The sequence below is a fragment of the Limnohabitans sp. genome, from assembly GCF_031539105.1.
In the GTDB taxonomy this organism is placed as follows: domain Bacteria; phylum Pseudomonadota; class Gammaproteobacteria; order Burkholderiales; family Burkholderiaceae_C; genus Limnohabitans.
This window is the reverse complement of record NZ_JAVKLM010000006.1, coordinates 1-21,874: the sequence shown is the minus strand read 5'-3', so window position 1 is coordinate 21,874 and position 21,874 is coordinate 1. Positions and strand designations below refer to the sequence as shown.

At 56.3% G+C, this 21,874-nt stretch carries 15 protein-coding genes, 1 pseudogene and 1 riboswitch; of the genes and pseudogenes, 12 read left to right on the top strand and 4 right to left on the bottom strand.

Going from position 1 to position 21,874, the window contains the following annotated elements; all coding sequences use genetic code 11:
- Window positions 1–10 precede the first annotated feature (10 nt).
- The 4 genes from RMR24_RS00915 to RMR24_RS00900 are packed head-to-tail and all read left to right on the top strand — an operon-like array spanning window position 11 to window position 3,434.
- Window positions 11–277: a DUF1289 domain-containing protein gene (locus RMR24_RS00915; RefSeq protein ID WP_310613209.1), complete on the top strand. Its 267-nt coding sequence runs from the start codon at window positions 11–13 to the stop codon at window positions 275–277.
- A gap of 19 nt (window positions 278–296) precedes the next feature.
- Window positions 297–929 carry a 2-hydroxychromene-2-carboxylate isomerase gene (locus RMR24_RS00910; RefSeq protein WP_310613208.1) on the top strand — a complete coding sequence of 211 codons (633 nt, stop codon included), beginning with the start codon at window positions 297–299 and terminating at the stop codon, window positions 927–929.
- Between the two features lie 28 nt (window positions 930–957).
- On the top strand, window positions 958–2,778 hold the full coding sequence (locus tag RMR24_RS00905; RefSeq protein ID WP_310613207.1) for a DUF294 nucleotidyltransferase-like domain-containing protein: 1,821 nt from the start codon (window positions 958–960) through the stop codon (window positions 2,776–2,778).
- Window positions 2,778–3,434, top strand: a complete 657-nt coding sequence (locus RMR24_RS00900) for a 3'-5' exonuclease (RefSeq protein WP_310613206.1) — start codon at window positions 2,778–2,780, stop codon at window positions 3,432–3,434. The genes RMR24_RS00905 and RMR24_RS00900 overlap by 1 nt, the downstream gene beginning before the upstream one ends.
- A 375-nt stretch (window positions 3,435–3,809) precedes the next feature.
- Here RMR24_RS00900 and RMR24_RS00895 read toward each other — a convergent pair whose 3' ends face one another.
- Window positions 3,810–5,624, bottom strand: a complete 1,815-nt coding sequence (locus RMR24_RS00895; protein ID WP_310613205.1) for a cation acetate symporter — start codon at window positions 5,622–5,624, stop codon at window positions 3,810–3,812.
- The gene (locus tag RMR24_RS00890) at window positions 5,621–5,929 is read right to left on the bottom strand and encodes a DUF485 domain-containing protein (protein ID WP_310613204.1); all 309 of its coding nucleotides are present in this window, start codon (window positions 5,927–5,929) and stop codon (window positions 5,621–5,623) included. Before RMR24_RS00890 ends, RMR24_RS00895 begins: the two co-directional genes overlap by 4 nt.
- 397 nt (window positions 5,930–6,326) lie before the next feature.
- Here RMR24_RS00890 and RMR24_RS00885 point away from each other — a divergent pair, with 397 nt between their 5' ends.
- From RMR24_RS00885 to RMR24_RS00870, 4 genes are all read left to right on the top strand, one after another.
- Window positions 6,327–7,985 (top strand): MFS transporter, encoded by a 1,659-nt coding sequence (locus tag RMR24_RS00885; protein ID WP_310613203.1) that lies wholly within the window; start codon window positions 6,327–6,329, stop codon window positions 7,983–7,985.
- An 84-nt stretch (window positions 7,986–8,069) separates the two neighbouring features.
- Complete coding sequence (locus RMR24_RS00880) at window positions 8,070–8,252, top strand: hypothetical protein (protein ID WP_310613202.1); 183 nt, start codon at window positions 8,070–8,072, stop codon at window positions 8,250–8,252.
- A gap of 167 nt (window positions 8,253–8,419) precedes the next feature.
- Window positions 8,420–14,413 (top strand): excinuclease ABC subunit A, encoded by a 5,994-nt coding sequence (locus RMR24_RS00875; protein ID WP_310613201.1) that lies wholly within the window; start codon window positions 8,420–8,422, stop codon window positions 14,411–14,413.
- 2 nt (window positions 14,414–14,415) lie between these two features.
- Window positions 14,416–15,621 (top strand): MFS transporter, encoded by a 1,206-nt coding sequence (locus tag RMR24_RS00870; RefSeq protein WP_310613200.1) that lies wholly within the window; start codon window positions 14,416–14,418, stop codon window positions 15,619–15,621.
- A gap of 3 nt (window positions 15,622–15,624) precedes the next feature.
- On the opposite strand, the gene RMR24_RS00865 is transcribed toward RMR24_RS00870, so the two are convergent.
- Window positions 15,625–17,256, bottom strand: coding sequence for a peptide chain release factor 3 (locus RMR24_RS00865; RefSeq protein WP_310613199.1), 1,632 nt, complete (start codon window positions 17,254–17,256; stop codon window positions 15,625–15,627).
- Between the two features lie 107 nt (window positions 17,257–17,363).
- Window positions 17,364–17,447, top strand: a riboswitch (S-adenosyl-L-homocysteine riboswitch).
- Window positions 17,448–17,545: 98 nt separating this feature from the next.
- On the opposite strand from RMR24_RS00865, the gene ahcY reads away from it, so the two are divergent.
- The 3 genes from ahcY to metF are packed head-to-tail and all read left to right on the top strand — an operon-like array spanning window position 17,546 to window position 20,614.
- On the top strand, window positions 17,546–18,979 hold the full coding sequence (ahcY, locus tag RMR24_RS00860) for an adenosylhomocysteinase (protein WP_310613198.1): 1,434 nt from the start codon (window positions 17,546–17,548) through the stop codon (window positions 18,977–18,979).
- Window positions 18,980–18,996: 17 nt separating this feature from the next.
- Window positions 18,997–19,752 (top strand): TlyA family RNA methyltransferase, encoded by a 756-nt coding sequence (locus tag RMR24_RS00855; RefSeq protein ID WP_310613197.1) that lies wholly within the window; start codon window positions 18,997–18,999, stop codon window positions 19,750–19,752.
- Between the two features lie 22 nt (window positions 19,753–19,774).
- Window positions 19,775–20,614 (top strand): methylenetetrahydrofolate reductase [NAD(P)H], encoded by an 840-nt coding sequence (metF, locus tag RMR24_RS00850; protein WP_310613196.1) that lies wholly within the window; start codon window positions 19,775–19,777, stop codon window positions 20,612–20,614.
- Window positions 20,615–20,678: 64 nt separating this feature from the next.
- Here the strand turns inward: metF and RMR24_RS00845 are convergent, their stop codons facing one another.
- Entirely contained in the window at window positions 20,679–21,557 is an 879-nt protein-coding gene (locus RMR24_RS00845) for a 23S rRNA (adenine(2030)-N(6))-methyltransferase RlmJ (protein ID WP_310613224.1), read from the bottom strand.
- 210 nt (window positions 21,558–21,767) lie between these two features.
- Here RMR24_RS00845 and RMR24_RS00840 point away from each other — a divergent pair.
- A pseudogene (locus tag RMR24_RS00840) lies at window positions 21,768–21,874 on the top strand (50S ribosomal protein L13); the annotation flags it as partial.

Genomic DNA, 21,874 nt, shown 5'->3' with positions numbered 1-21,874 from the left:
ATTCGCAGCTATGTTGGATCGTCTTCTCTCACTCAAACCTCGACTGTCGCCTGCTGAGCTGCGTTTGCAGCAGATGGCCGCGCGCGAGGTGGACAAAGAAGAAACGCCACTCTCGCCCTGCATCTCTGTGTGTCGCATGTCTGATCAAACGGGCTTGTGCGAGGGGTGTTTTCGCAGCCTAGACGAAATCACGGGCTGGGGCCATCGTGCCCCTGAGGCCAAGCGTGAGGTGTGGCGTTCGATCCTGCTGCGTTTGCAAGCCAAACTGCAGCCCTGATTTTTTCTGAAGGTCGATCATGAAAACCATCACTTGCTACCTCGACTTTATTTCCCCCTACGCCTACCTCGCCTTTGAGGCCTTGCCTAAAAGTTTGATGTGCGTGAGCCACCGCATGGTTTACAAGCCGGTGTTGTTTGTGGCCATGCTCAAGCACCATGGTCAACGTGGCCCCGCTGAAATTGCTGGCAAGCGTGAGTGGACCTATCGCCAAGTGCTGTGGCAAGCCAAGCAATTGGGCGTCTCAATGGAGATGCCTCAGTCCCATCCCTTCAACCCGTTGGCACTGCTGCGCTTGGCCGTGGCGTGCAGCGCGGAGGGCGAGCCTAATCGCTATGTGTGCGAAACCATCTTCAAGCACGTCTGGCAGGGCGGTGCTGCAGCCGACGACGCCGCACGTTTGCAAACCCTCACGCAGCAGTTGGCCCCTCAGCGCGTCGTGGATGCGCCTGAGGTCAAGGATCAGCTCAAAGCCAACACCGAAGAGGCCATTGCGCGTGGCGTGTTTGGTGTGCCCACCTTCTGCGTGGATGACAAAGTGTTTTGGGGCTTAGACGCATTGCCCATGATGCGCGCTTACCTTGATGGAGATCAATGGTTTGACACGGCGTGGGACGCTGCCGCAAGCATCCAGCAAGGCGTGAAGCGTTGAATCAGGGCATTGCCGATGACAATGCTTTATGCCCAACGCTTTTAACTTTTCGGCCTCTCCGTTTGACTGCTTAACGCCCGACCAACAGCGCTTGGTGCGCAACAGCGTGGACGTGGTGTATTACCCCGAGGGCGAGGCCATTTTGGATGTGGGCACAGCACCCACGCATCTGTTTGTCATCATCAAAGGCTTTGTCACGCAGTACGACGGCGACGAAGTCATCACCACTTACGGGCCTGACGACACCTTTGACGGTCGCGGCTTGGTGGCCTGCAAAACCAGCAACAAATTTGTCGCGCAAGAAGAAGTGGTGGCCTACCAGCTGGTACGCCAAACGGTGACCGAGTTGATTGCCAGCAACGCCACCTTTGGTGCCTTGTTGTTCTCAGACCTCAGCAACAAACTCACCGCGCTGTCAGAGCGACAAAGCCAACATGAGTTGCAGTCGCTCACGCTCTCACGCGTTGATGAGGCGTTTGTGCGCCCCGCACATTTTGTAGAGATGGATGCCGATGTGGTGTCAGTGGTCAAGGTGCTGCAAACGCAGCGCACCAAATGTGTGTTGGTCCGTGACCGCAGCACAAGCCCTGAGCGCTTTGGCGTATTCACTGCGTCCACCCTGCAACGCGCCATTTTGAACGGCACACCTCTGGCTCAGCAAAAAGTCGGTGAACTTGCCAACTTCCAAATCATCACCGTCAAGCCAGTCGACCAAGTGGGCGATGCCTTGGCCTTGTTGCAACGCCATCGCGTGCACCGCTTGGTGGTGATGGACGACACCCGTGTGGTGGGCGTGCTCGAAGCCTTGGACTTGTTCAGTTTCTTATCCAACCACTCGCACCTCATCACGGTGCAGGTGGAAGCTGCGACCGACATCGAGGGGTTGGCGCAAGCCGCCACGCAAATCACCCGCATGGTCATCACGCTGCATCGCAGCGGGACACGCGTGAGCCTGATCGCACGCTTGGTGCAAGACTTGAACGCGCGTTTGTTCGAGCGTGCGTGGCAACTCATCGCCCCCGCCGACTTGGTGGCCAACAGCTGTTTATTTGTGATGGGCAGCGAAGGACGCGGCGAGCAGCTGCTGAAAACCGACCAAGACAATGGCCTCATCTTGCGCGACGGCTACACGCCGCCTGACAACCTCGAAACGATTTGCCAAGACTTCTCGAATGCTTTGACGGCGTTTGGCTACCCCGAGTGCCCGGGGCACATCATGGTGAACAACCCTTTGTGGCGAAAAACAGCGCATGACTTTGGACAAATGGTCCAGCAGTGGCTGCTCATGCCCGATGCCGACAGCCTAATGAACTTGGCCATCTTCTTAGATGCCCACGCCGTGTGTGGCGATGCGCATTTGCTGCAGCACGCGCAACACGCCTTGATGCGTTTGGCCACCGACAACGACGCCATGCTGGCGAGATTTGCCGCGTCCATCGACGCCTTTGGCAACAGCCATGGCTGGTGGAATCGCTTGCTGGGTCTGGATGAGCAACAAGGCTTGCACCTCAAGAAAGAGGGCATCTTTCCGTTGGTGCATGGCGTACGCAGCTTAGCCTTGGCCGAACACGTGCAAGAGACCAGCACCACGGCACGCATTGATGCCTTGGTGGCCAAAAGTGTCATCACTTCAGCTCTGGGTGCAGACCTCACGCAGAGCTTGCATTTCTTGATGGGTTTGAAGCTCAAGGCCGGCGTTACTGAAATGGAAACGCAACACGCGGTGTCGGGTTTGGTCAACGTGGCCAAGCTCACCACCTTAGAGCGCGATTTATTGAAAGACGCTCTGGGCGTGGTCAAGCACTTCAAGACGCTGCTGCGCAGCCGCTTCAAACTCGACACGCTGTGATGAAGTCCCTGATCTCACCCTCTCACTGGTGGCGAGCGATTCAGCGCGAGTGGCTGATTTACCACTTGGGCCTGCCAGAGTTTCGCTTCATGTTTGATGCGCCACCGCCCAATGAATGGGTGTCGCTCGACTGCGAAACCACGGGCTTAAATGTGGGCACTGATGAAATCATCTCGATTGGTGCGGTGCGCATTGTGGGTAACAAAATCATGACCAGCGAACGCTTTGAAGTCTTGGTGCGCCCCGAGCGCGGCGTGTCTGCCGACAGCGTTCGCATCCATCGTTTGCGTGAGCAAGACGTGGCGCAAGGTTTACCCGTGGACGAAGCCATGAAACAACTCATGCGTTTCATTGGCAGCCGCCCCTTGGTGGGCTACTTTTTAGAGTTCGACGTGGCCATGCTCAATCGCGCCCTTTGGCCGATGTTGGGGCAGGGCTTGCCGCAGCCAAAGATCGAAGTCTCGGCGATGTACTACGACCACAAGTTTCGCCAGATGCTGCCCTATGAGCAGCAAACCAACCCCAACATTGATTTGCGTTTTGTAACGCTGATGTCGGATTTGGATTTGCCTGTGCGTGATGCGCACGATGCGTTGAACGATGCTGTGATGGCGGCGATGGCGTTCATCAAGTTGCGTCAATTGCGTGGAGTGTGAGGTTTTAACTTCTCTTCTTTGGCTAGCGAGGTGAGGTAGGCGAACACGGCTTACATCGCTGCGCGACGAATGGCGCCGTATTCGCCTACCTCACCTCGCTTTCGCTTGTGAGCGAGTGAAGTACCGCGTGCCCGCAGTTGCTGCGAGCGCCTATAAATGGGCTGGTGATCAATCCGCTACGAATAAAACCTACCGAAACACAAGGTGTGAGGGGCATACAGATGCGGCGCCATTCGTCGCGAAGCGATGTAAGCCGCGTCTGTATGCCCCTCACACCCCTCGGTCATCGAAGTAAAAAGAGCAGGCATAAAAAAACCGAGCACGCATGCTCGGTTTCCAGAGAACTGAGCCCCATAGAACTCAGAGCAGAAGGCCTTAGTGACCCGATGCGCCAGAAGCGCCGAAGCCAGTTTCCGAACGCACTTGTTGTGCGGGGAACGCTGCGCGTTCTTTTTTGGCTTGCTCGCTGTTGTCCAAGATGGAGAACAACCAGATGCCCACGAAGCCGATGGTCATCGAGAACAAGGCGGGTGAAGCATAGGGGAACCATGCTGAACCTTTGGGGTTGCCCAGCGTGGCTTCCCACACAGAAGGCGACACCACAGTCAATGCGACAGAAGAGATCAGGCCCAAGAAGCCACCGATGACGGCGCCGCGGGTCGTGCAATCTTTCCAGAGCACGGACATGAACAACACAGGGAAGTTGGCAGACGCGGCAATCGCGAAGGCCAAAGCCACCATGAAGGCGATGTTTTGCTTCTCGAATGCAATACCCAAAGCCACAGCGATGACGCCAAGTGCCAAGGTGGTGATGCGAGACACGCGCAGTTCAGACGCGCTGTCCACATTGCCCTTCTTGAACACCGTGGCGTACAAGTCGTGTGACACAGCAGAGGCGCCAGACAATGTCAAACCAGCCACTACAGCCAAGATGGTTGCGAAAGCCACAGCAGAGATGAAGCCGTAGAACACGTCACCACCGACTGATTTAGCCACCAACACAGCAGCCATGTTGGCTGTACCTGCGCCGCCTTTGATGATGCCCTTCGCGGTGTCAGCCATCTCAGGGTTGGTCAAGACCAATGTGATCGCGCCGAAACCGATGATGAAAATCAACACGTAGAAGTAGCCGATCCATGTGGTTGCCCAGAACACAGACTTGCGCGCTTCTTTGGCGTCAGGCACCGTGAAGAAGCGCATCAAGATGTGTGGCAAACCCGCTGTACCAAACATCAAAGCCATACCGAAGGAGATAGCAGAAATAGGGTCTTTGATGAAACCGCCTGGGCCCATCAATGACAAGCCAACTTTGGCTGGGTCAATCGCTTCAGCTTTTGCAACAGCAGCCGAGGCTGCTGCAATGGCTTCAGGGGTTGCAGCAATCGCAGCAGAGGCAGCGGCAGCAGCGATGGCCGCATCTTTGCCTGTTTGCGCGATCGCTGTTTTCACAGCCACGCCTTGCGTGAACAAAGCTTCAGGGCTGAAACCGAATTGCGCCAAGACCATGAAGGCCATGAAGGTCACGCCAGACAGCAACAAGCAGGCTTTGATAATTTGCACCCATGTTGTGGCAGTCATGCCGCCGAACAACACGTACACCATCATCAACGCGCCCACGATGACCACAGCCATCCAGTATTCCAAGCCGAACAACAACTTGATGAGCTGACCAGCGCCGACCATCTGTGCAATCAGATAAAACGCGACCACCACCAAAGTGCCAGAGGCTGCAAAGGCGCGGATGGGGGCTTGTTTGAAGCGGTAGCCTGCCACGTCGGCAAAGGTGAACTTGCCCAAGTTACGCAGACGCTCTGCCATCAAGAAGGTGATCACAGGCCAGCCTACAAGGAAGCCGATGGAGTAGATCAAGCCGTCATAGCCCGAGGCCATCACAGCGGCGGAAATGCCGAGGAACGAAGCAGCAGACATGTAGTCGCCCGCAATCGCCAAACCGTTTTGGAAGCCTGTGATGCCGCCACCGCCGGTGTAGAAGTCGGCAGCAGATTTAGTTTTTGCAGCAGCCCATTTGGTGATCCAAAGTGTGCCGGCCACGAAGGTCGCGAACATGCCGATGGCTGTCCAGTTGGTGGTTTGTTTGGCGGTGTCGCCCACATCGCCACCAGCAGCCATGGCTGCGCCGCATGCGGCTAAAGCCAGTAGCGCGCTTAAGAGAGTCGTGATTTTTTTCATTTTGTCGCGTCCTCCAAGATTTCCTTGGTCAGCTTGTCGTACTCACTGTTGGCGCGGTTGACGTAAATACCGGTGATCACGATGGTGAACACGATCACTCCCATGCCCAGAGGAATGCCCACTGAGGTGACGCCTGCACCGATAGGTTGTGCGAGGAAAGGCTTGTTAAATGCAATCAATGCGATGTAGCCGTAGTACACGACCAACATCAACACGGCGAGGAACCAGCCGAAGCCGCCGCGCTTAGCGCGCAGCTCTTTGTATTTCGGGTGGTTCTGGATCTTGTCGACCACTGGATCACTCATTGTTTTTCTCCCGTTTGGAATATCAAAAAATGCAAGAAGGATGTTTCCTTCGTTGACGGGGGCATTGTGGAAAGTTGTACTGACCAAGCCCTTACGTGCTTTATGGTTAATGACGGCTTGCGTAAATAGAAAAGCTTGAAAAACAAAGAAAGTTTCTCGGTGAATACCCCTACGCCATTGGGGGTGCTTTGGATGCTTTGATGCGCTTATTTGGGACGCTTTTCCATATGTAGAAAAAAAAGCAAAGGGTAACTACTGTGTTCTCGCGAAGTTCACATTTTTGAGTAGCTGTTTGCTGTGTGCCTTCGTCAGAAAACGGTCAGCAAAGACCAAGATAGTTGCGCGGCACAACACCCAGCCAGGGTGATGGGAAAAACAGTCTAAGGAGACAAAACAGATGGCAACACTAGATGTAAATCGCCCGATGTCGGCGGAAGAGAAGAAGGTGATCTTCGCCTCTTCATTGGGTACCGTTTTTGAGTGGTACGACTTTTACCTGTACGGTTCACTCGCTGCAATTATTGCGAAGCAATTCTTCAGTGGTTTGGATGAAGGCTCTGCGTTCATTTTTGCATTGTTGGCGTTTGCTGCTGGCTTCATCGTGCGTCCTTTTGGCGCGATCTTCTTCGGCCGCTTGGGCGACATGATCGGCCGCAAGTACACCTTCTTGGTCACCATCCTGATCATGGGCTTGTCCACGTTCATCGTGGGTATCTTGCCTAACTACGCCAGCATTGGCGTGGCCGCTCCCGTCATCCTGATCTGCTTGCGTTTGCTGCAAGGTCTGGCTTTGGGTGGTGAGTACGGCGGCGCTGCAACTTACGTTGCTGAGCACGCACCTCATGACAAGCGCGGTGCTTACACCTCATGGATCCAAACCACAGCGACTCTGGGCTTGTTCCTGTCCTTGATGGTGATCTTGGGTACACGTTCTGCCATCGGCGAAGAAGCTTTCGCTGATTGGGGCTGGCGTGTGCCGTTCATCGTGTCAATCGCTTTGTTGGCCGTGTCGGTCTATATCCGTTTGTCCATGAACGAATCACCTGCTTTCGTGAAAATGAAAGCTGAAGGCAAAACATCTAAGGCTCCTTTGACCGAATCATTCGGCGAGTGGAAAAACCTGAAGATCGTGATCTTGGCCCTCATCGGTTTGACTGCAGGTCAAGCGGTGGTGTGGTACTCGGGTCAGTTCTACGCTTTGTTCTTCTTGACACAAGCGTTGAAAGTGGACGGCGCAACCGCCAACATCTTGGTGGCTGTGTCTTTGTTGATCGGTACACCGTTCTTCATCATCTTCGGCTCGTTGTCTGACAAGATTGGCCGCAAGCCCATCATCATGTTGGGTTGCTTGTTGGCTGTGTTGACTTACTTCCCCGTGTTCGAAGCGTTGACCAAGGCTGCTAACCCAGACTTGTACGCTGCGCAACAAAAGAACAAAGTGGTGGTTACTTCTGATATCAACGAGTGTTCATTCCAGTTCAACCCCACAGGTACTGTGAAGTTCACCAGCTCATGCGACATCGCTAAGCAAGTGTTGGCTTCTAGCTCTGTGAGCTACGAAAACGCTGCCGGTGCTGCTGGTACACCAGCCACCATCAAGATTGGTGAAGTTGAAATCGCCAGCTACAGCTCTAAAGGCTTGCCAGCTGATGAAGCCAAAGCCAAGTCTGCTGAGTTCCGCAAGGCCGTATCTGAAGCTTTGAAAGAAGCCGGCTACCCAGCCAAAGCTGATCCCGCCAAAGTGGACAAAGTCAAGATCACCATCATCCTCACTTACTTGGTGATTTTGGTGACCATGGTTTACGGTCCTATCGCAGCGATGTTGGTGGAAATGTTCCCAACACGTATCCGTTACACCTCTATGTCTCTGCCTTATCACATCGGTAACGGCTGGTTCGGCGGCTTGCTGCCCACCACCGCCTTCGCGATCGTGGCGCAGACCGGCAATATGTACAACGGCTTGTGGTACCCAATCATCATCGCTGGTATGACCTTCGTCATCGGCATGATCTTTGTGAAGGAAACCAAAGACGTCGACATCTACGCTGACGACTAAGCATGTAAGCAGCCCAGGGTGACCTGGGTGCTACATTCAAGCCCTCCCTGGTGGAGGGCTTTTTACTGATTTCGGAGATTTAACATGTTGAAAATTTTTGTGGGTTTCGTCATCTTCGCGGCACTGGCCATGTTCGTCATTTTTAAAGGTGGCGACAGCTTGGACATGGGCGGCGAAAAGCACGGCGACGAGGCTGTTCATGCCCCAGCTGAAGCGTCTTCGGGAGCCGCATCAGGTGCATCGGCTGACGCTTCTGCCGCCAAGTAACTTTTCGTTACGTCGTTCAGTCAAAACGCCACGGCTTGCCCGTGGCGTTTTGCTTGGTGCGGGCAGATTGAATGCTGATTTGAATGCTTATGTGTGGCAATGCCCCGACACCCATGCGGGCCTGTGCGAATCTCTAGAATATTCGCCACACTCCAAAAGGCTCCGCCATGACAGGCACCATCCGCATCCGTGGCGCTCGCCAACACAACCTCAAAAACATTGACCTCGACATTCGCACAGGCGAACTCACGGTGGTCACTGGCCCCAGTGGCTCGGGCAAATCGAGTTTGGTGTTTGACACTTTGTACGCGGAGGGCCAGCGCCGCTACGTGGAAACCTTCAGCGCCTACGCTCGCCAGTTCTTAGACCGCATGGACCGCCCCGCGGTGGACAAAGTAGAAGGCGTGCCGCCTGCGATTGCGATTGACCAAACCAACCCCGTGCGCAGCTCGCGCTCCACCGTGGGCACGATGACCGAGTTGAACGACCATCTGAAGTTGCTCATCGCCCGTGCTGGAAATTTGCTTGATCGTCAAACCGCACAGCCTGTCCAACATGACACGCCGCAAAGCATTTATGCCGAGTTGCAACGTCGCTGTGCCGCGCAGTCGCAAGACCCGCGCCTCATCATGACCTTCCCTGTGGAGTTGCCCGCCAACACAACGGCGGCAGAGGTTGAGCAGTGGTTAAGCGCGAGTGGCTTCACCCGCGTTCATGCGGAGCGCGAGGTGGCTACGCCCACAGGCCCACGCAAATTGTTGGATGTGGTGGCGGACCGTTTCAAGCTCGGTAACACCGAGCAAGCCCGTGTGGTGGAAGCCATTGAGCTAGCCATCAAACGTGGCGGTGGCAGGCTAAATGTGTATTGGTCATTGGATGCAGAAGCCACGCCTGAACTCTGGCGTTTTTCTACTGGGCTGCACTGCCCTGATAGCGACTTGCGCTACAGCGACCCCATCCCCTCAATGTTCTCGTTCAACTCGGCGGTGGGTGCGTGCGACACCTGCCGGGGTTTTGGTCGCGTGATTGGGGTGGACTACGGGCTGGTGATTCCGAATGACAAACTCACCTTGCGCGCAGGTGCCATCAAAACCATCCAAACCCCAGCATGGGTCGAAACGCAAGAAGACCTCATGCGTCATGCCGAAGCCGAAGGCATTCCTCGTGACACGCCTTGGTACAAGCTGAGCCAAGAGCACAAAGACTGGGTGATCCACGGGTCCCCCTTGTGGAAAGGCAAGTGGAACCACCAGTGGTACGGCGTCAAACGCTTCTTTGAATACTTAGAAAGCAAGTCGTACAAGATGCACATCCGCGTGCTGCTGTCCAAGTACCGCAGCTACACGCCGTGTGGCACTTGTGCTGGCGCACGTTTGAAAACCGATAGCCTCTTGTGGCGCATTGGCACCAAAGCACACGCCGACGAAGTTCTGCCACCGGCCAAACGTTTCATGCCGCAAGGCGTGCAATGGACCCGCGCCCAACTCGAAGCCATGCCCGGCCTTTGCCTGCATGACTTGATGCTGTTGCCCATCGACAAGTTGCACCAGTTCTTCAACGCCACGCAAGTGGATGTGGCGGGTGCAGATGCACAAGCCCTGCATTTGCTGATGGATGAAATTCGCACGCGCTTGAAATACCTCAGCGATGTGGGCATTGGTTACCTCACCCTCGACCGACAGAGCAGAACGCTCAGCGGCGGCGAGGTGCAACGCATCAACCTCACCACGGCCTTGGGTACTTCGCTGGTCAACACCTTGTTTGTGTTGGATGAGCCCAGCATCGGCCTGCATCCCCGCGACATGAACCGCATCAACCAAGCCATGCTGCGCTTGCGCAATGCGGGCAACACGTTGGTGGTGGTAGAGCACGACCCCGCGGTGATGATGTGTGCCGACCGCATCATTGACATGGGCCCAGGCCCAGGCGTGAAAGGCGGACAGATCGTCTTTGACGGTACAACCGAAGCCTTGAAATCAGCCGACACCTTGACGGGCGCGTACTTGGGCGCACGCAAAACCATTGGCCTGGGGCTGAAACGGTTGGTCACTGACAACACGCCACGTTTGATTCTCGAAGGCGCACGCGAGCACAACCTACAAAACCTGAGCATCGAGTTTCCGCTGCAACGCTTGGTGTGCATCACCGGCGTCAGCGGCTCGGGCAAGTCCACGCTCATTCAAGATGTGCTCACGCCCGCGTTGTTGCGCCACTACGGCCGTGCAACAGAAACACCCGGCGCACACGACCGTTTGTTGGGTGCTGACTACCTCAGCGATGTGGTGTTTGTGGACCAGTCGCCCATCGGTAAAACTGCACGCTCCAACCCCGCCAGCTATGTAGGCGCGTGGGATGCCGTGCGAGAAATCTTCGCAGTAGCACCACTTTCTAAACAGCGCGGCTACACCGCCTCGAAGTTCAGCTTCAACAGCGGCGATGGCCGCTGCCCCACCTGCGGTGGCTCAGGGTTTGAACACGTTGAAATGCAGTTCTTAAGCGATGTGTACTTGCGTTGCCAAGACTGCAACGGCCAACGTTACCGCCCAGAAATCCTAGAAGTCCGTATCGAACGCGAAATTCGTGGCGTGGCTGCGGGGGCGACGGCGCAGCGACATTCTGAGCGCAGCGAAGAGGAGCAAGTCGTTGCACCCGCAACCGCGACACGAATCACCCTCAACGTAGCCGATGTGTTGGATCTAACAGTCGGCGAAGCCTTAGAAATTTTTGCCAGCGACCGCGAAGTCGTTCGCACTCTGCAACCCATCGTGGACGTAGGCTTGGACTATGTCAAGCTTGGTCAACCTGTGCCCACCTTGAGCGGCGGCGAAGCCCAACGCTTGAAGTTGGCAGGCTTCTTGGCTGAAGCTGCCAAAGCGAAAACATCGAGCCGCCAATCGCTCGCTAAAAAAGGCGTGTTGTTCTTATTCGACGAACCCACCACGGGCTTGCACTTTGACGACATCGCCAAACTCATGCGTGCCATGCGTCGCCTGTTGGAAGACGGCAACTCGCTCATCGTCATTGAGCACAACTTAGATGTGATTCGTGCAAGTGACTGGCTCATTGACCTTGGCCCTGAAGGCGGTGACGCTGGCGGTTTGTTGGTCGCCGAAGGCACGCCTGAAGACGTGCGCTTGCATCCCACATCGCACACCGGCAAAGCCCTGCGCGACTATGCAGCCTCGATGGGCGTGGTCTATGAGATTGATGGCGAGAAGGCTTCTGCTGGACTGCTGGCTGCGGAAGATACGGCTCGGTTTGCAAAGGCTGCGCGTGGCACGTCTGTGGGTGATGGGGCGATTCAAATCATCAACGCCAAAGAGCACAACCTCAAAAACCTGAGCGTCAACATCCCACGTGGCAAGTTCAACGTCATCACCGGCGTGTCGGGCTCGGGAAAATCCACACTCGCTTTTGATATTTTGTTCAACGAAGGTCAGCGCCGCTATTTAGAAAGTCTCAACGCCTATGCGCGCAGCATCGTGCAGCCCGCAGGCCGTCCCGAGGTGGACGCGGTGTACGGCATTCCACCCACGGTCGCGATTGAGCAGCGTTTGAGCCGAGGTGGGCGCAAGTCCACTGTGGGCACGACCACCGAGGTGTGGCACTTTTTGCGTTTGCTTTACGTCAAGCTTGGCACGCAGCATTGCACCCACGACGGTGCAGCCGTGCAGCCACAAACGGCAGAGCGCATTGCTGCGCAGCTGATGCGTGAGTTCAAGGGGCAACACATTGGCCTGATGAGCCCGCTGGTGATGAACCGCAAAGGCGTGTACACCGAGTTAGCCGATTGGGCGCGTCCGCGCGGCTACACGCACTTGCGTGTGGATGGTCACTTTTTGCCGACCAACGGCTTTCCGCGCTTGGATCGTTTCAAAGAGCACACCATTGAATTGCCAGTGGCCAGCCTAGAAGTTTCTGCACAAAACGAAGTGGCGTTGCGCCAAGCACTGACCACTGCGCTAGAGCATGGCAAAGGCGTGGTGCATGTGTTGAGTCAGCTCGACGGTTTGCGCGAAGCCATGGAAGCTGGCACAGACACCAACAGCATTGGCCGCTTGGATGTGTATTCCACCAAGCGCGCATGCCCGGTCTGCGACGCCTCGTATGCTGAGCTGGATCCACGCTTGTTCTCGTACAACAGCAAGCACGGTTGGTGCCCTGACTGCGTGGGCACGGGCGTGAAGCTCAACAAAGACCAGCGCAAAGTGTTGGATGACTCGGTGCGCGACGACAAAGACAAAGGCCGCGAACAAACTTTTGCCGAGCCCGATGTGGACGATTTGGTCGATGTGGCTTGCCCGACCTGTGAAGGCACACGTTTGAACGCAACGGCTCGTGCTGTGAAGTTTGCAGGTGTGGGCATCACCAATATCGCCCGCTTGAGCGTGACCGAGATTCGCAAGTGGGTCGAGAAGCTGGCGATGACGGGCCGCGATGCTGACATCGCTCGCGACCTGTTGCCAGAAATCAAGAGTCGATTGGAATTTTTAGAGCAAGTGGGGTTGAACTACCTCACGCTCGACCGTGGTGCGCCAACGCTCAGCGGTGGCGAGGCACAGCGTATTCGCTTGGCTGCGCAGCTGGGTAGCAACTTGCAAGGCGTTTGCTATGTGTTGGACGAGCCCACGATTGGCCTGCATGCGCGTGACAACCAGATTTTGTTGAACGCGCTGCATTTGCTGAGCGACAAGGGCAATACGCTGGTGGTGGTGGAGCACGACGAAGACACCATTCGACGCGCGGACCACATCATTGACATTGGGCCTAGCGCGGGTAAGCGCGGCGGGCGGTTGATGAGTGAAGGGTCTGTCGCTGACATCACCTCTCAGGGTGAATCGCAAACGGGGCGTTACTTGTTGCATGCGATGCGGCATCCGTTGCAGGCACGACGTCCTGTGACTGATGCTGCGCTAGCTGCTTTTGCGGCTGCTTCTACTGCCGCCGCTGCTGCACTCGCTGCGAAGGATGAGGCATTGCCGGGTTCCTCATGCGGCGAGCCAAAATCGTCACCCGGCAACGCCCCATCCTCCGCGAAGGTGGGTAAGCGCAAGGCGGCTGCGCCTGTTGCTCAAGAGGTGGCTGTTGATGGTTCATTGCAGTGGTTGTCGCTTGAAGGGGCATCGCTGCATAACTTGAGCGATGTGAGTGTGTCGATTCCGCTCAAACGATTGGTGGCAGTGACGGGCGTATCGGGTTCTGGCAAGTCCACGCTGGCGCGTGATGTGTTGTTGCACAACGTCGCGGCTGCGGTGGCGCAGCGTTCCACACAAGCTGGCCGCAAACTTGACGACGAAGGCAAACATCCTGCTTGGGTGGGTTGTACTGGGCTCGATGGCTACCAAACCATCGACCGCGTGTTGGAAGTGGACCAAACGCCGATTGGCAAAACACCGCGTTCATGCCCTGCAACCTACATTGGCTTTTGGGACACGATCCGCAAACTGTTTGCTGAAACCTTAGAGGCCAAAGCGCGTGGTTATGGCGCAGGGCGCTTCAGCTTCAACACAGGTGAGGGCCGTTGCCACACCTGCGAAGGCCAAGGCTTGCGCACGATTGAGATGAGCTTTTTGCCCGATGTGAAAGTGCCTTGCGAGACCTGTCGTGGCGCACGCTTCAACCCCGAAACCTTGGCTGTGAGCTGGCGCGGCAAAAGCATTGGCGATGTGTTGCAAATGGAGGTGGATGAAGCGGTGGAGTTCTTTGCCACCATGCCCAACATTGCGCACCCCTTGCAGTTGCTCAAAGACGTGGGCTTGGGTTACCTGACGCTTGGCCAACCTTCGCCCACATTGAGTGGCGGCGAAGCCCAGCGCATCAAGCTGGTGACCGAACTCAGCAAAGTGCGTGACGACGTGACGCGCCGAGGCAACAAAGCCCCGCATACCTTGTATGTGTTGGACGAGCCTACCGTGGGTCTGCACATGGCCGATGTGGACAAACTCATTCGCGTGTTGCATCGCTTGGTGGATGGTGGTCACAGCGTGGTGGTGATTGAGCATGACCTCGATGTGATTGCCGAAGCCGACTGGATCATTGACCTCGGCCCCGAGGGGGGTGATGGCGGTGGCTTGATCGTGGCCGCGGATACGCCAGAGGCGGTGGTGGCTTTGGGTACGCACACGGGTGTGGCCTTGAAACCTGTGTTGGCAAGAGGTTGAATATGCCGAGTTTGAAAGCATTGCTCACGCAACGCAACTTTGTTCACTTCATGGGTGCACGCTTTTTGGTGGTGACTGCCAATCAAATGTTGATGGTGGCTTTGGCCTGGCACATGTATGACCTCACCGACAGCGCGTGGGATTTGGGTTTGGTGGGCTTGTTGCAGTTTGTGCCAGCTTTGTTGCTAACTTTGCCCGCAGGACATGTGGCTGATCGGGTGCATCGTGCACGTTTGTTTGCGCTGTGTGTGCTGATTCAGGCGTCGGTTTCGGCGTGGCTGGTGTGGGCCACGCTGGGTGAGTTTGTCAATCGAGACTTGATCTTGTTCTTGTCTGTGGTGCTGGGTGCGACGCGGGCTTTTCAAATGCCAGCGCAGCAAGCATTGATCGCCACGTTGCTGCCTCCCACCATGATGCAACGCGGCGCAGCTTTGAGTTCAAGCGCTTTGCAGGCGGGCACGATAGGCGGGCCCGCATTGGGCGGCGTGCTTTACGCGCATGGTGCGTTGACGGTGTATGCCGCCTGTGTAGGCATGATGTTGCTCTCAAGTTTGCTCACCTTGGCTGTGCAGCATGTGCATCGCGCGACCCAAGAGGCCGTGACATGGGAATCGGCCATGGCTGGCGTGACCTTTGTTTGGCGCAACAAGATTTTGCTAGGCGCCACATCTCTAGATTTGTTCGCGGTCTTGCTCGGTGGTGCGACGGCCTTGTTGCCCATTTATGCGCGTGACATCTTGCATACAGGACCTGAAGGTTTAGGGCTGCTACGCGCGGCCCCAGCAGCAGGCGCATTGCTGATGTCGTTTGTCATGTTGCGCTGGCCTTTACGGCGCCATGTGGGCTACAGCCTGTTAGGTTCTGTCGCGGTGTTTGGTGCGGCTACCGTGGTGTTTGGTTTCTCACAAAACTTTGGCTTGTCCTTGTTTGCTTTGGCAGCAACGGGTGCAGCAGACAACATCAGTGTGGTCACACGCATGACCTTGATGCAGTTGCAAACCCCAGACGATATACGCGGACGTGTGGCCGCTGTGAATTCAATTTTTATTGGCGCATCTAACCAATTGGGTGAATTTGAGTCGGGCGCAGTGGCTGCGCTTTGGGGGCCTGTTGTGTCAGTGGTCAGTGGCGGCGTGGGCACGATCTTGGTTGCCGCCTCTTGGATAAAGCTGTTCCCCACATTGGCACGCAGAGACCGGATGCAATAACGTTTACCCAGCCGTAGACAACGCCAATCCCGCATGCTCGCGCAGCGGATGGAAATGAATCTTCGGAAAACGCTCTTGCGCCAACCGCACGTCATACGGCGAGGTGCACAAATACGCCAAGGTGTTGGCTGCATCCAAGGCCATGCGCTGCGGGTAGGCGTAGTTGAATTCACGCAGCTCCGCAGGGGTATCTGCGGTGATCCAACGCGCACCGGTGTATTGGCAGCTCTCTAGCTTCACATCACAGTCGTACTCGGCCTTCAAGCGGTGCTGCACCACTTCAAACTGCAGTTGGCCCACAGCGCCCAGCAGCATCGCGCCACCGGCTTCGGGTTTGAAGACTTGAATCGCGCCTTCTTCACCCAGTTGGTCCAAGCCCTGTTGCAGTTGCTTGGTGCGCAATGGGTTTTTCAAAATCACCGTCATGAACAACTCAGGCGCAAAGAACGGCAAGCCTGTGAATTGCAAAGCGGGCCCGTCAGTGATGGTGTCGCCCAGCTGCACACCACCGTGGGTGGTGAAGCCGATGATGTCGCCTGCATACGCTTCTTCCACCGCTTCGCGGCGTTGCGACATGAAGGTCACCACGCTGGTGGGGCGCAGCTCTTTGGCGGTGCGTTGCACCTTGAGCTTCATGCCGGGGGTGAACTTGCCCGAGGCCACGCGCACAAAGGCGATGCGGTCGCGGTGGTTGGCGTCCATGTTGGCTTGCACTTTGAACACCACACCTGCGAAGCCAGCGTCCTCGGGCTGAATGATCTTTTCTTCCGCTTGCTTGTTCACCACCAAGTGGCTCAAACGAGGGCGCGGCGAGGGCGCGAGGTCGACCAAAGCGTCGAGCACTTCCATCACACCAAAGTTGTTCACGCCCGAGCCAAAGAACACGGGCGTTTGCTTGCCCGCCAAGAAATCTTCTTTGTCGAACTTGGGCGACGCGCCCGTGGCCAGCTCCATGCTTTCCATGGCGGTGGCCCACTCTGCGCCAAAGCGCTCGGCCAGTTGCGCTTGCTCGGCGAGGGGGTGGGTTTCAAAGTCTTGCGGCAAGCGCTCAGAGCCTGAGTCAAACACGGTCATGGCTTGCGTACGCAAGTTGATGATGCCGCCGAACAGCTTGCCTTGGCCCACAGGCCAGGTCATGGGGACGCAGGGCATACCGAGTTCACGTTCGACTTCGTCCAAGATGTCGAGGGGGTCGCGCACTTCGCGGTCCATCTTGTTGACGAAGGTGATGATGGGCGTGTCACGCTGACGGCACACTTCAATCAAGCGGCGGGTTTGGGCTTCCACACCGTTGGCCGCGTCAATCACCATCAAGGCGGAGTCCACGGCGGTGAGCACGCGGTAGGTGTCTTCCGAGAAGTCTTTGTGGCCGGGGGTGTCGAGCAGGTTGATCACGTGGTCGCGATAGAGCATTTGCATGACCGACGAGGCCACCGAGATGCCGCGTTGCTTTTCAATTTCCATCCAATCAGACGTGGCGTGGCGGCTGGCTTTGCGGCCTTTGACGGCACCTGCGATTTGGATTGCGCCCGAGAACAGCAACAGCTTTTCGGTCAGCGTGGTTTTACCCGCATCGGGGTGAGAAATGATGGCAAAGGTGCGGCGACGGCGCACTTCGTTCAGAAAGGAGCTCATGGGGTCACTATAAAAAAGGAGTGCCTAAAAATGGCAAATCAAGGCGGGAATCATAGCGCTGGGGCCGTTGTGAAGCAGGGGTTTTAGAAGTTCGTTTAAAATCTTGGCTATCCGAGGAGCGCTGCAGCCTGTCGGCCCGCAATGGGTTGATTTACAGGTGAGGCTCGGACTGCCAACCGCGCTCACCCACTAGTCGACGTGAGGTGAGCTCCTAGAAGATTCCTTCGGACTCCCAGATGACGCTGACCGCGCGTCGCTAGTGGCTTTGCCAACTTTTGGAGTCTCACAAATGAACGCTGTTCTTAAAACCGCCGTCGCCGCTGATTACATCGTGGCCGATATGTCTTTGGCCGCTTGGGGCCGCAAAGAAATCAAAGTCGCCGAAACCGAAATGCCCGGTTTGATGGCCATTCGCGAAGAGTTCGCCAAAGCGCAGCCTTTGAAAGGCGCTCGCGTGACCGGCTCTCTCCACATGACCATTCAAACGGCTGTGTTGATCGAAACCTTGAAGTCTTTGGGCGCTGACGTGCGTTGGGCTTCTTGCAACATCTTCTCAACCCAAGATCACGCAGCTGCTGCCATCGCAGAAGCTGGCATTCCTGTGTTCGCCACCAAAGGCGAAACCTTGACTGAGTACTGGGACTACACCCACCGCATTTTTGAATTCGGCGCCAAAGGCGCTGAAGGCGAAGGCCCCAACATGATCTTGGACGACGGCGGCGATGCCACGTTGTTGATGCACTTGGGCAAGCGCGCTGAAACCGACGCGTCGTTAATTGCTAACCCTACGAGCGAAGAAGAGACATGCCTCTTCAACGCCATCAAAGCCAAATTGGCCGTGGACCCCACTTGGTACACACGCAAAGGCGCGCACATCATTGGCGTGACCGAAGAAACGACAACAGGCGTGTTGCGCTTGAACGAAATGGCCGCCAAAGGCAGCTTGATGTTCCGCGCCATCAACGTGAACGACTCGGTGACCAAGAGCAAGTTTGATAACTTGTACGGCTGCCGCGAATCTTTGGTGGACTCCATCAAGCGCGCGACCGACGTGATGATCGCTGGCAAAGTGGCTTGCGTGGCCGGATACGGCGACGTGGGCAAAGGTTCTGCACAAGCCTTGCGCGCTTTGAGCGCCCAAGTGTGGGTGACAGAGATTGACCCGATCAACGCTTTGCAAGCTGCCATGGAAGGCTACAAAGTTGTGACCATGGAATACGCGGCTGACAAGTGCGACATCTTCGTGTCTGCTACCGGCAACAAGAACGTGATCCGCTACGAGCACATGGCCGCCATGAAAGACGAGGCCATCGTTTGCAACATCGGGCACTTCGACAACGAAATCGATGTGGCTTCGTTGGAAAAATTGCAGTGGGACGAGATCAAGCCGCAAGTCGACCACATCACCTTCCCTGATGGCAAAAAGATCACCTTGTTGGCCAAAGGACGTTTGGTGAACTTGGGTTGCGCCACTGGCCACCCCAGCTTTGTGATGAGCGCTAGCTTTGCGAACCAAACGATCGCTCAGATCGAGTTGTTCACCAAGCAAGACCAATACGAATCAGGCAAGGTCTATGTGTTGCCTAAGCACCTCGACGAAAAAGTGGCGCGTTTGCACCTCGAAAAAGTCGGTGCCATGTTGACCGTGTTGAGCGACGAGCAAGCCGCCTACATCGGCGTGGCAAAGACCGGCCCTTACAAAGCTGACACTTACCGCTACTAAGCACTCGCATTTCATTGATGCGAGCTGACCAGCTGCTCCTCGAACGTGGTTTAGCCGCTTCGCGCTCTCAAGCGCAGCGGCTGATTGCTTCGGGCGTGGAGTGGCGGTTGGGCACCAAGCCATGGCAACGTGTGACCAAGAACGGTGACGAGTTGCCGTTGCCCAGTGAGCTGCGTTTGCTAGACACCGCCGAGGCACGCTATGTGTCTCGCGGTGGTTTAAAGCTAGAAGGAGCCCTGCTCAGCAGCGCCCTGTCTGCCCAAGGTTTGCGATGTCTCGATGTGGGGCAGAGCACTGGCGGCTTTACCGATTGCTTGTTGCAGCAAGGCGCTGCGCAAGTGGTGGGTTTGGATGTGGGTCACGGCCAGTTGCACCCGCGCTTGCGCGACGATGCGCGTGTGGTGTGTGTAGAACGCATCAACGCCCGCGAGCTGCAAGCCGATGATGTGCGTGTGCCAGATGCCGCACTTGGTTTTGACTTGGTGGTGGGTGATTTGTCTTTCATTTCGCTCACCCTTGTATTGCCCGCGTTGCTGCCTTCTTTGAAAAAGGGCGGTGCGCTTTTGATGTTGGTGAAGCCGCAGTTTGAATTGCAGCCCAGCGACATTGGCAAAGGTGGCTTGGTCAAAGACGAGGCCAGCTACGTGCAGGTCGAGGCGCGTTTGCGCGAGGCCTGTGCTGTTTTGAATTTAGATGTGTTGGGCTACTGGCCCAGCGCCATTGCCGGTGGCGATGGCAACCAAGAATTTTGGATTGGTGCGCGTCACGCATGACGCGCCAACAAGTGAGACAGAGATGACCGCAAACAACAGCTTGAGCATTGAGTTTTTCCCTCCTAAGACACCTGAAGGTGCTGAGAAGTTGCGTGTCGTGCGCCAAGCGCTGTACCCACTCAAGCCCCAGTTTTGCTCGGTCACTTATGGTGCGGGTGGTTCCACCCAAGCGGGCACGATTTCTACTTTGAAAGAAATCTTGAGCGAGGGCATGTCTGCTGCCTCGCACTTTTCGTGCATTGGCGCTACGCGTGACAGCGTGCGCCAACAACTTGCCGAATTCAAAGCCATGGGCGTGAAGCGCTTGGTGGCTTTGCGCGGCGATTTGCCCAGTGGTTATGGCGCAGGTGGTGAGTTTCATTACGCCAGCGATTTGGTCGCCTTCATCCGCGCCGAGACGGGTGATGACTTTGGCATTGAAGTCGCGGCTTATCCAGAGATTCACCCGCAAGCCAAATCGGCTGAGGCCGATTTGCAAGCTTTTTCCACCAAGGTGAAGGCGGGTGCTGATTCGGCCATCACGCAATACTTTTACAACAGCGATGCCTATTTCCGCTTTGTTGAAGACGCCGACAAGCTGGGCGTGCACATCCCCATCGTGCCGGGCATCATGCCCATCAGCAGTTCGTCGCAACTGTTGCGCTTCTCCGATGCATGCGGTGCAGAAATCCCGCGTTGGATCCGTTTGCGCTTGCAAGGCTACGGCGACGATATGGCTTCCATCAAAGCTTTTGGCTTGGAGGTGGTGACTGATTTGTGCGATCAGCTGCGTGCGGGTGGTGCGCCTGGGTTGCACTTCTACAGCATGAACCAAAGCGCCACCACGTTGGCGATTTGTAAAAACTTGGGACTGACCCCTTAAGACGCTCCAAACGAAAAGGCCTCGCATAGCGAGGCCTTTTTAATGTGTGAAACGCAAGTGGCTCTTAACCACCCGACTCCACTGTCCATCCGCGACCTGGGCCGCGCGCCAAAGCTTCTTCCACTACTGGCAATGCTTCGTTCAGCAAAGGCTTGAGGGCAAAAGGTGGGTTGACGATGAACATGCCGCTGGCGCTCAGGCCCGTGTCGTTGCCGCCGGTTTTGCGACCAATCGCCAAGGTGGCGTGCAGCCATGGCTTTTTGACTTGGCTGCACAAACCTTTCAGTTTGCGTGGCAAATCGTGCGCTTCGGGGCGGGGCACGATGGGGTACCACACGATGTAGGTGCCGGTGGCAAAACGCTTCAAGCTGTCTTGAATGCAATCGAGCACGCGGTAGTAGTCGTTCTTGATTTCGTAGCTAGGATCAATCAGCACGCAGGTGCGGCGCGAGCCAGCGCTCGAAACAGGCGGTGGCAGCAAGGCCTTGAGAGATTCAAATCCATCCGCACGTGTGACACTGACTGTGCGGCCTGCTTCGAGCTGCTGCACGTTGCCTCCCAATGATTTGTGGTCGGTGGGGTGAAGTTCAAACAGCTTCAGGCGGTCACGCGCTTCGTGGCGCAGCAGCTTGTGGATGATGAAGGGCGAGCCCGGGTAAATCTTGCTGCTGCCTTTGGCGTTGAAGCCGGCCACCATTTCAAGGTAGTCGGTCAAGGCGGCGGGGCCTTTGAGGTTGAGCAGCTTCAGCACGCCCTCGGCGGCTTCGCCGCTTTTCTCGGCATAGTCGCCGTCCAAACGGTACAGGCCAGCGCCTGCGTGCGTGTCCACAAACTGAATGCCCGCGTCTTTTTGCATCAAATGCTTCAAAGTGGCAATTAAAGTGAGGTGTTTGAGGACGTCGGCGTGGTTTCCGGCGTGAAAAGCGTGGCGATAACTGAACATGGGCCGCATGGTAACCCGCCAAACCGCCTTGTTTTGGCCGGATTTGCGCTAAGCGCTTGATTTTGCTTATAATCCTTGGCTCTGCAGCGTTTGAGTGGTCCCGCGGCAGAGGCTTTGTAAAAAGCATTTCCCACCTAAGAGGTTCTCAACAGAAGAACGCCGACCGTGGAAAAGGACCCTACAAACCAACTCTCCTTTTAGGATTTAACTATGTCTACATTCAGCGCAAAACCCGCTGACGTGGTGCATGAGTGGTTTGTGATTGACGCCACCGATAAGGTGCTCGGACGAGTAGCCAGCGAAGTTGCTCTCCGTTT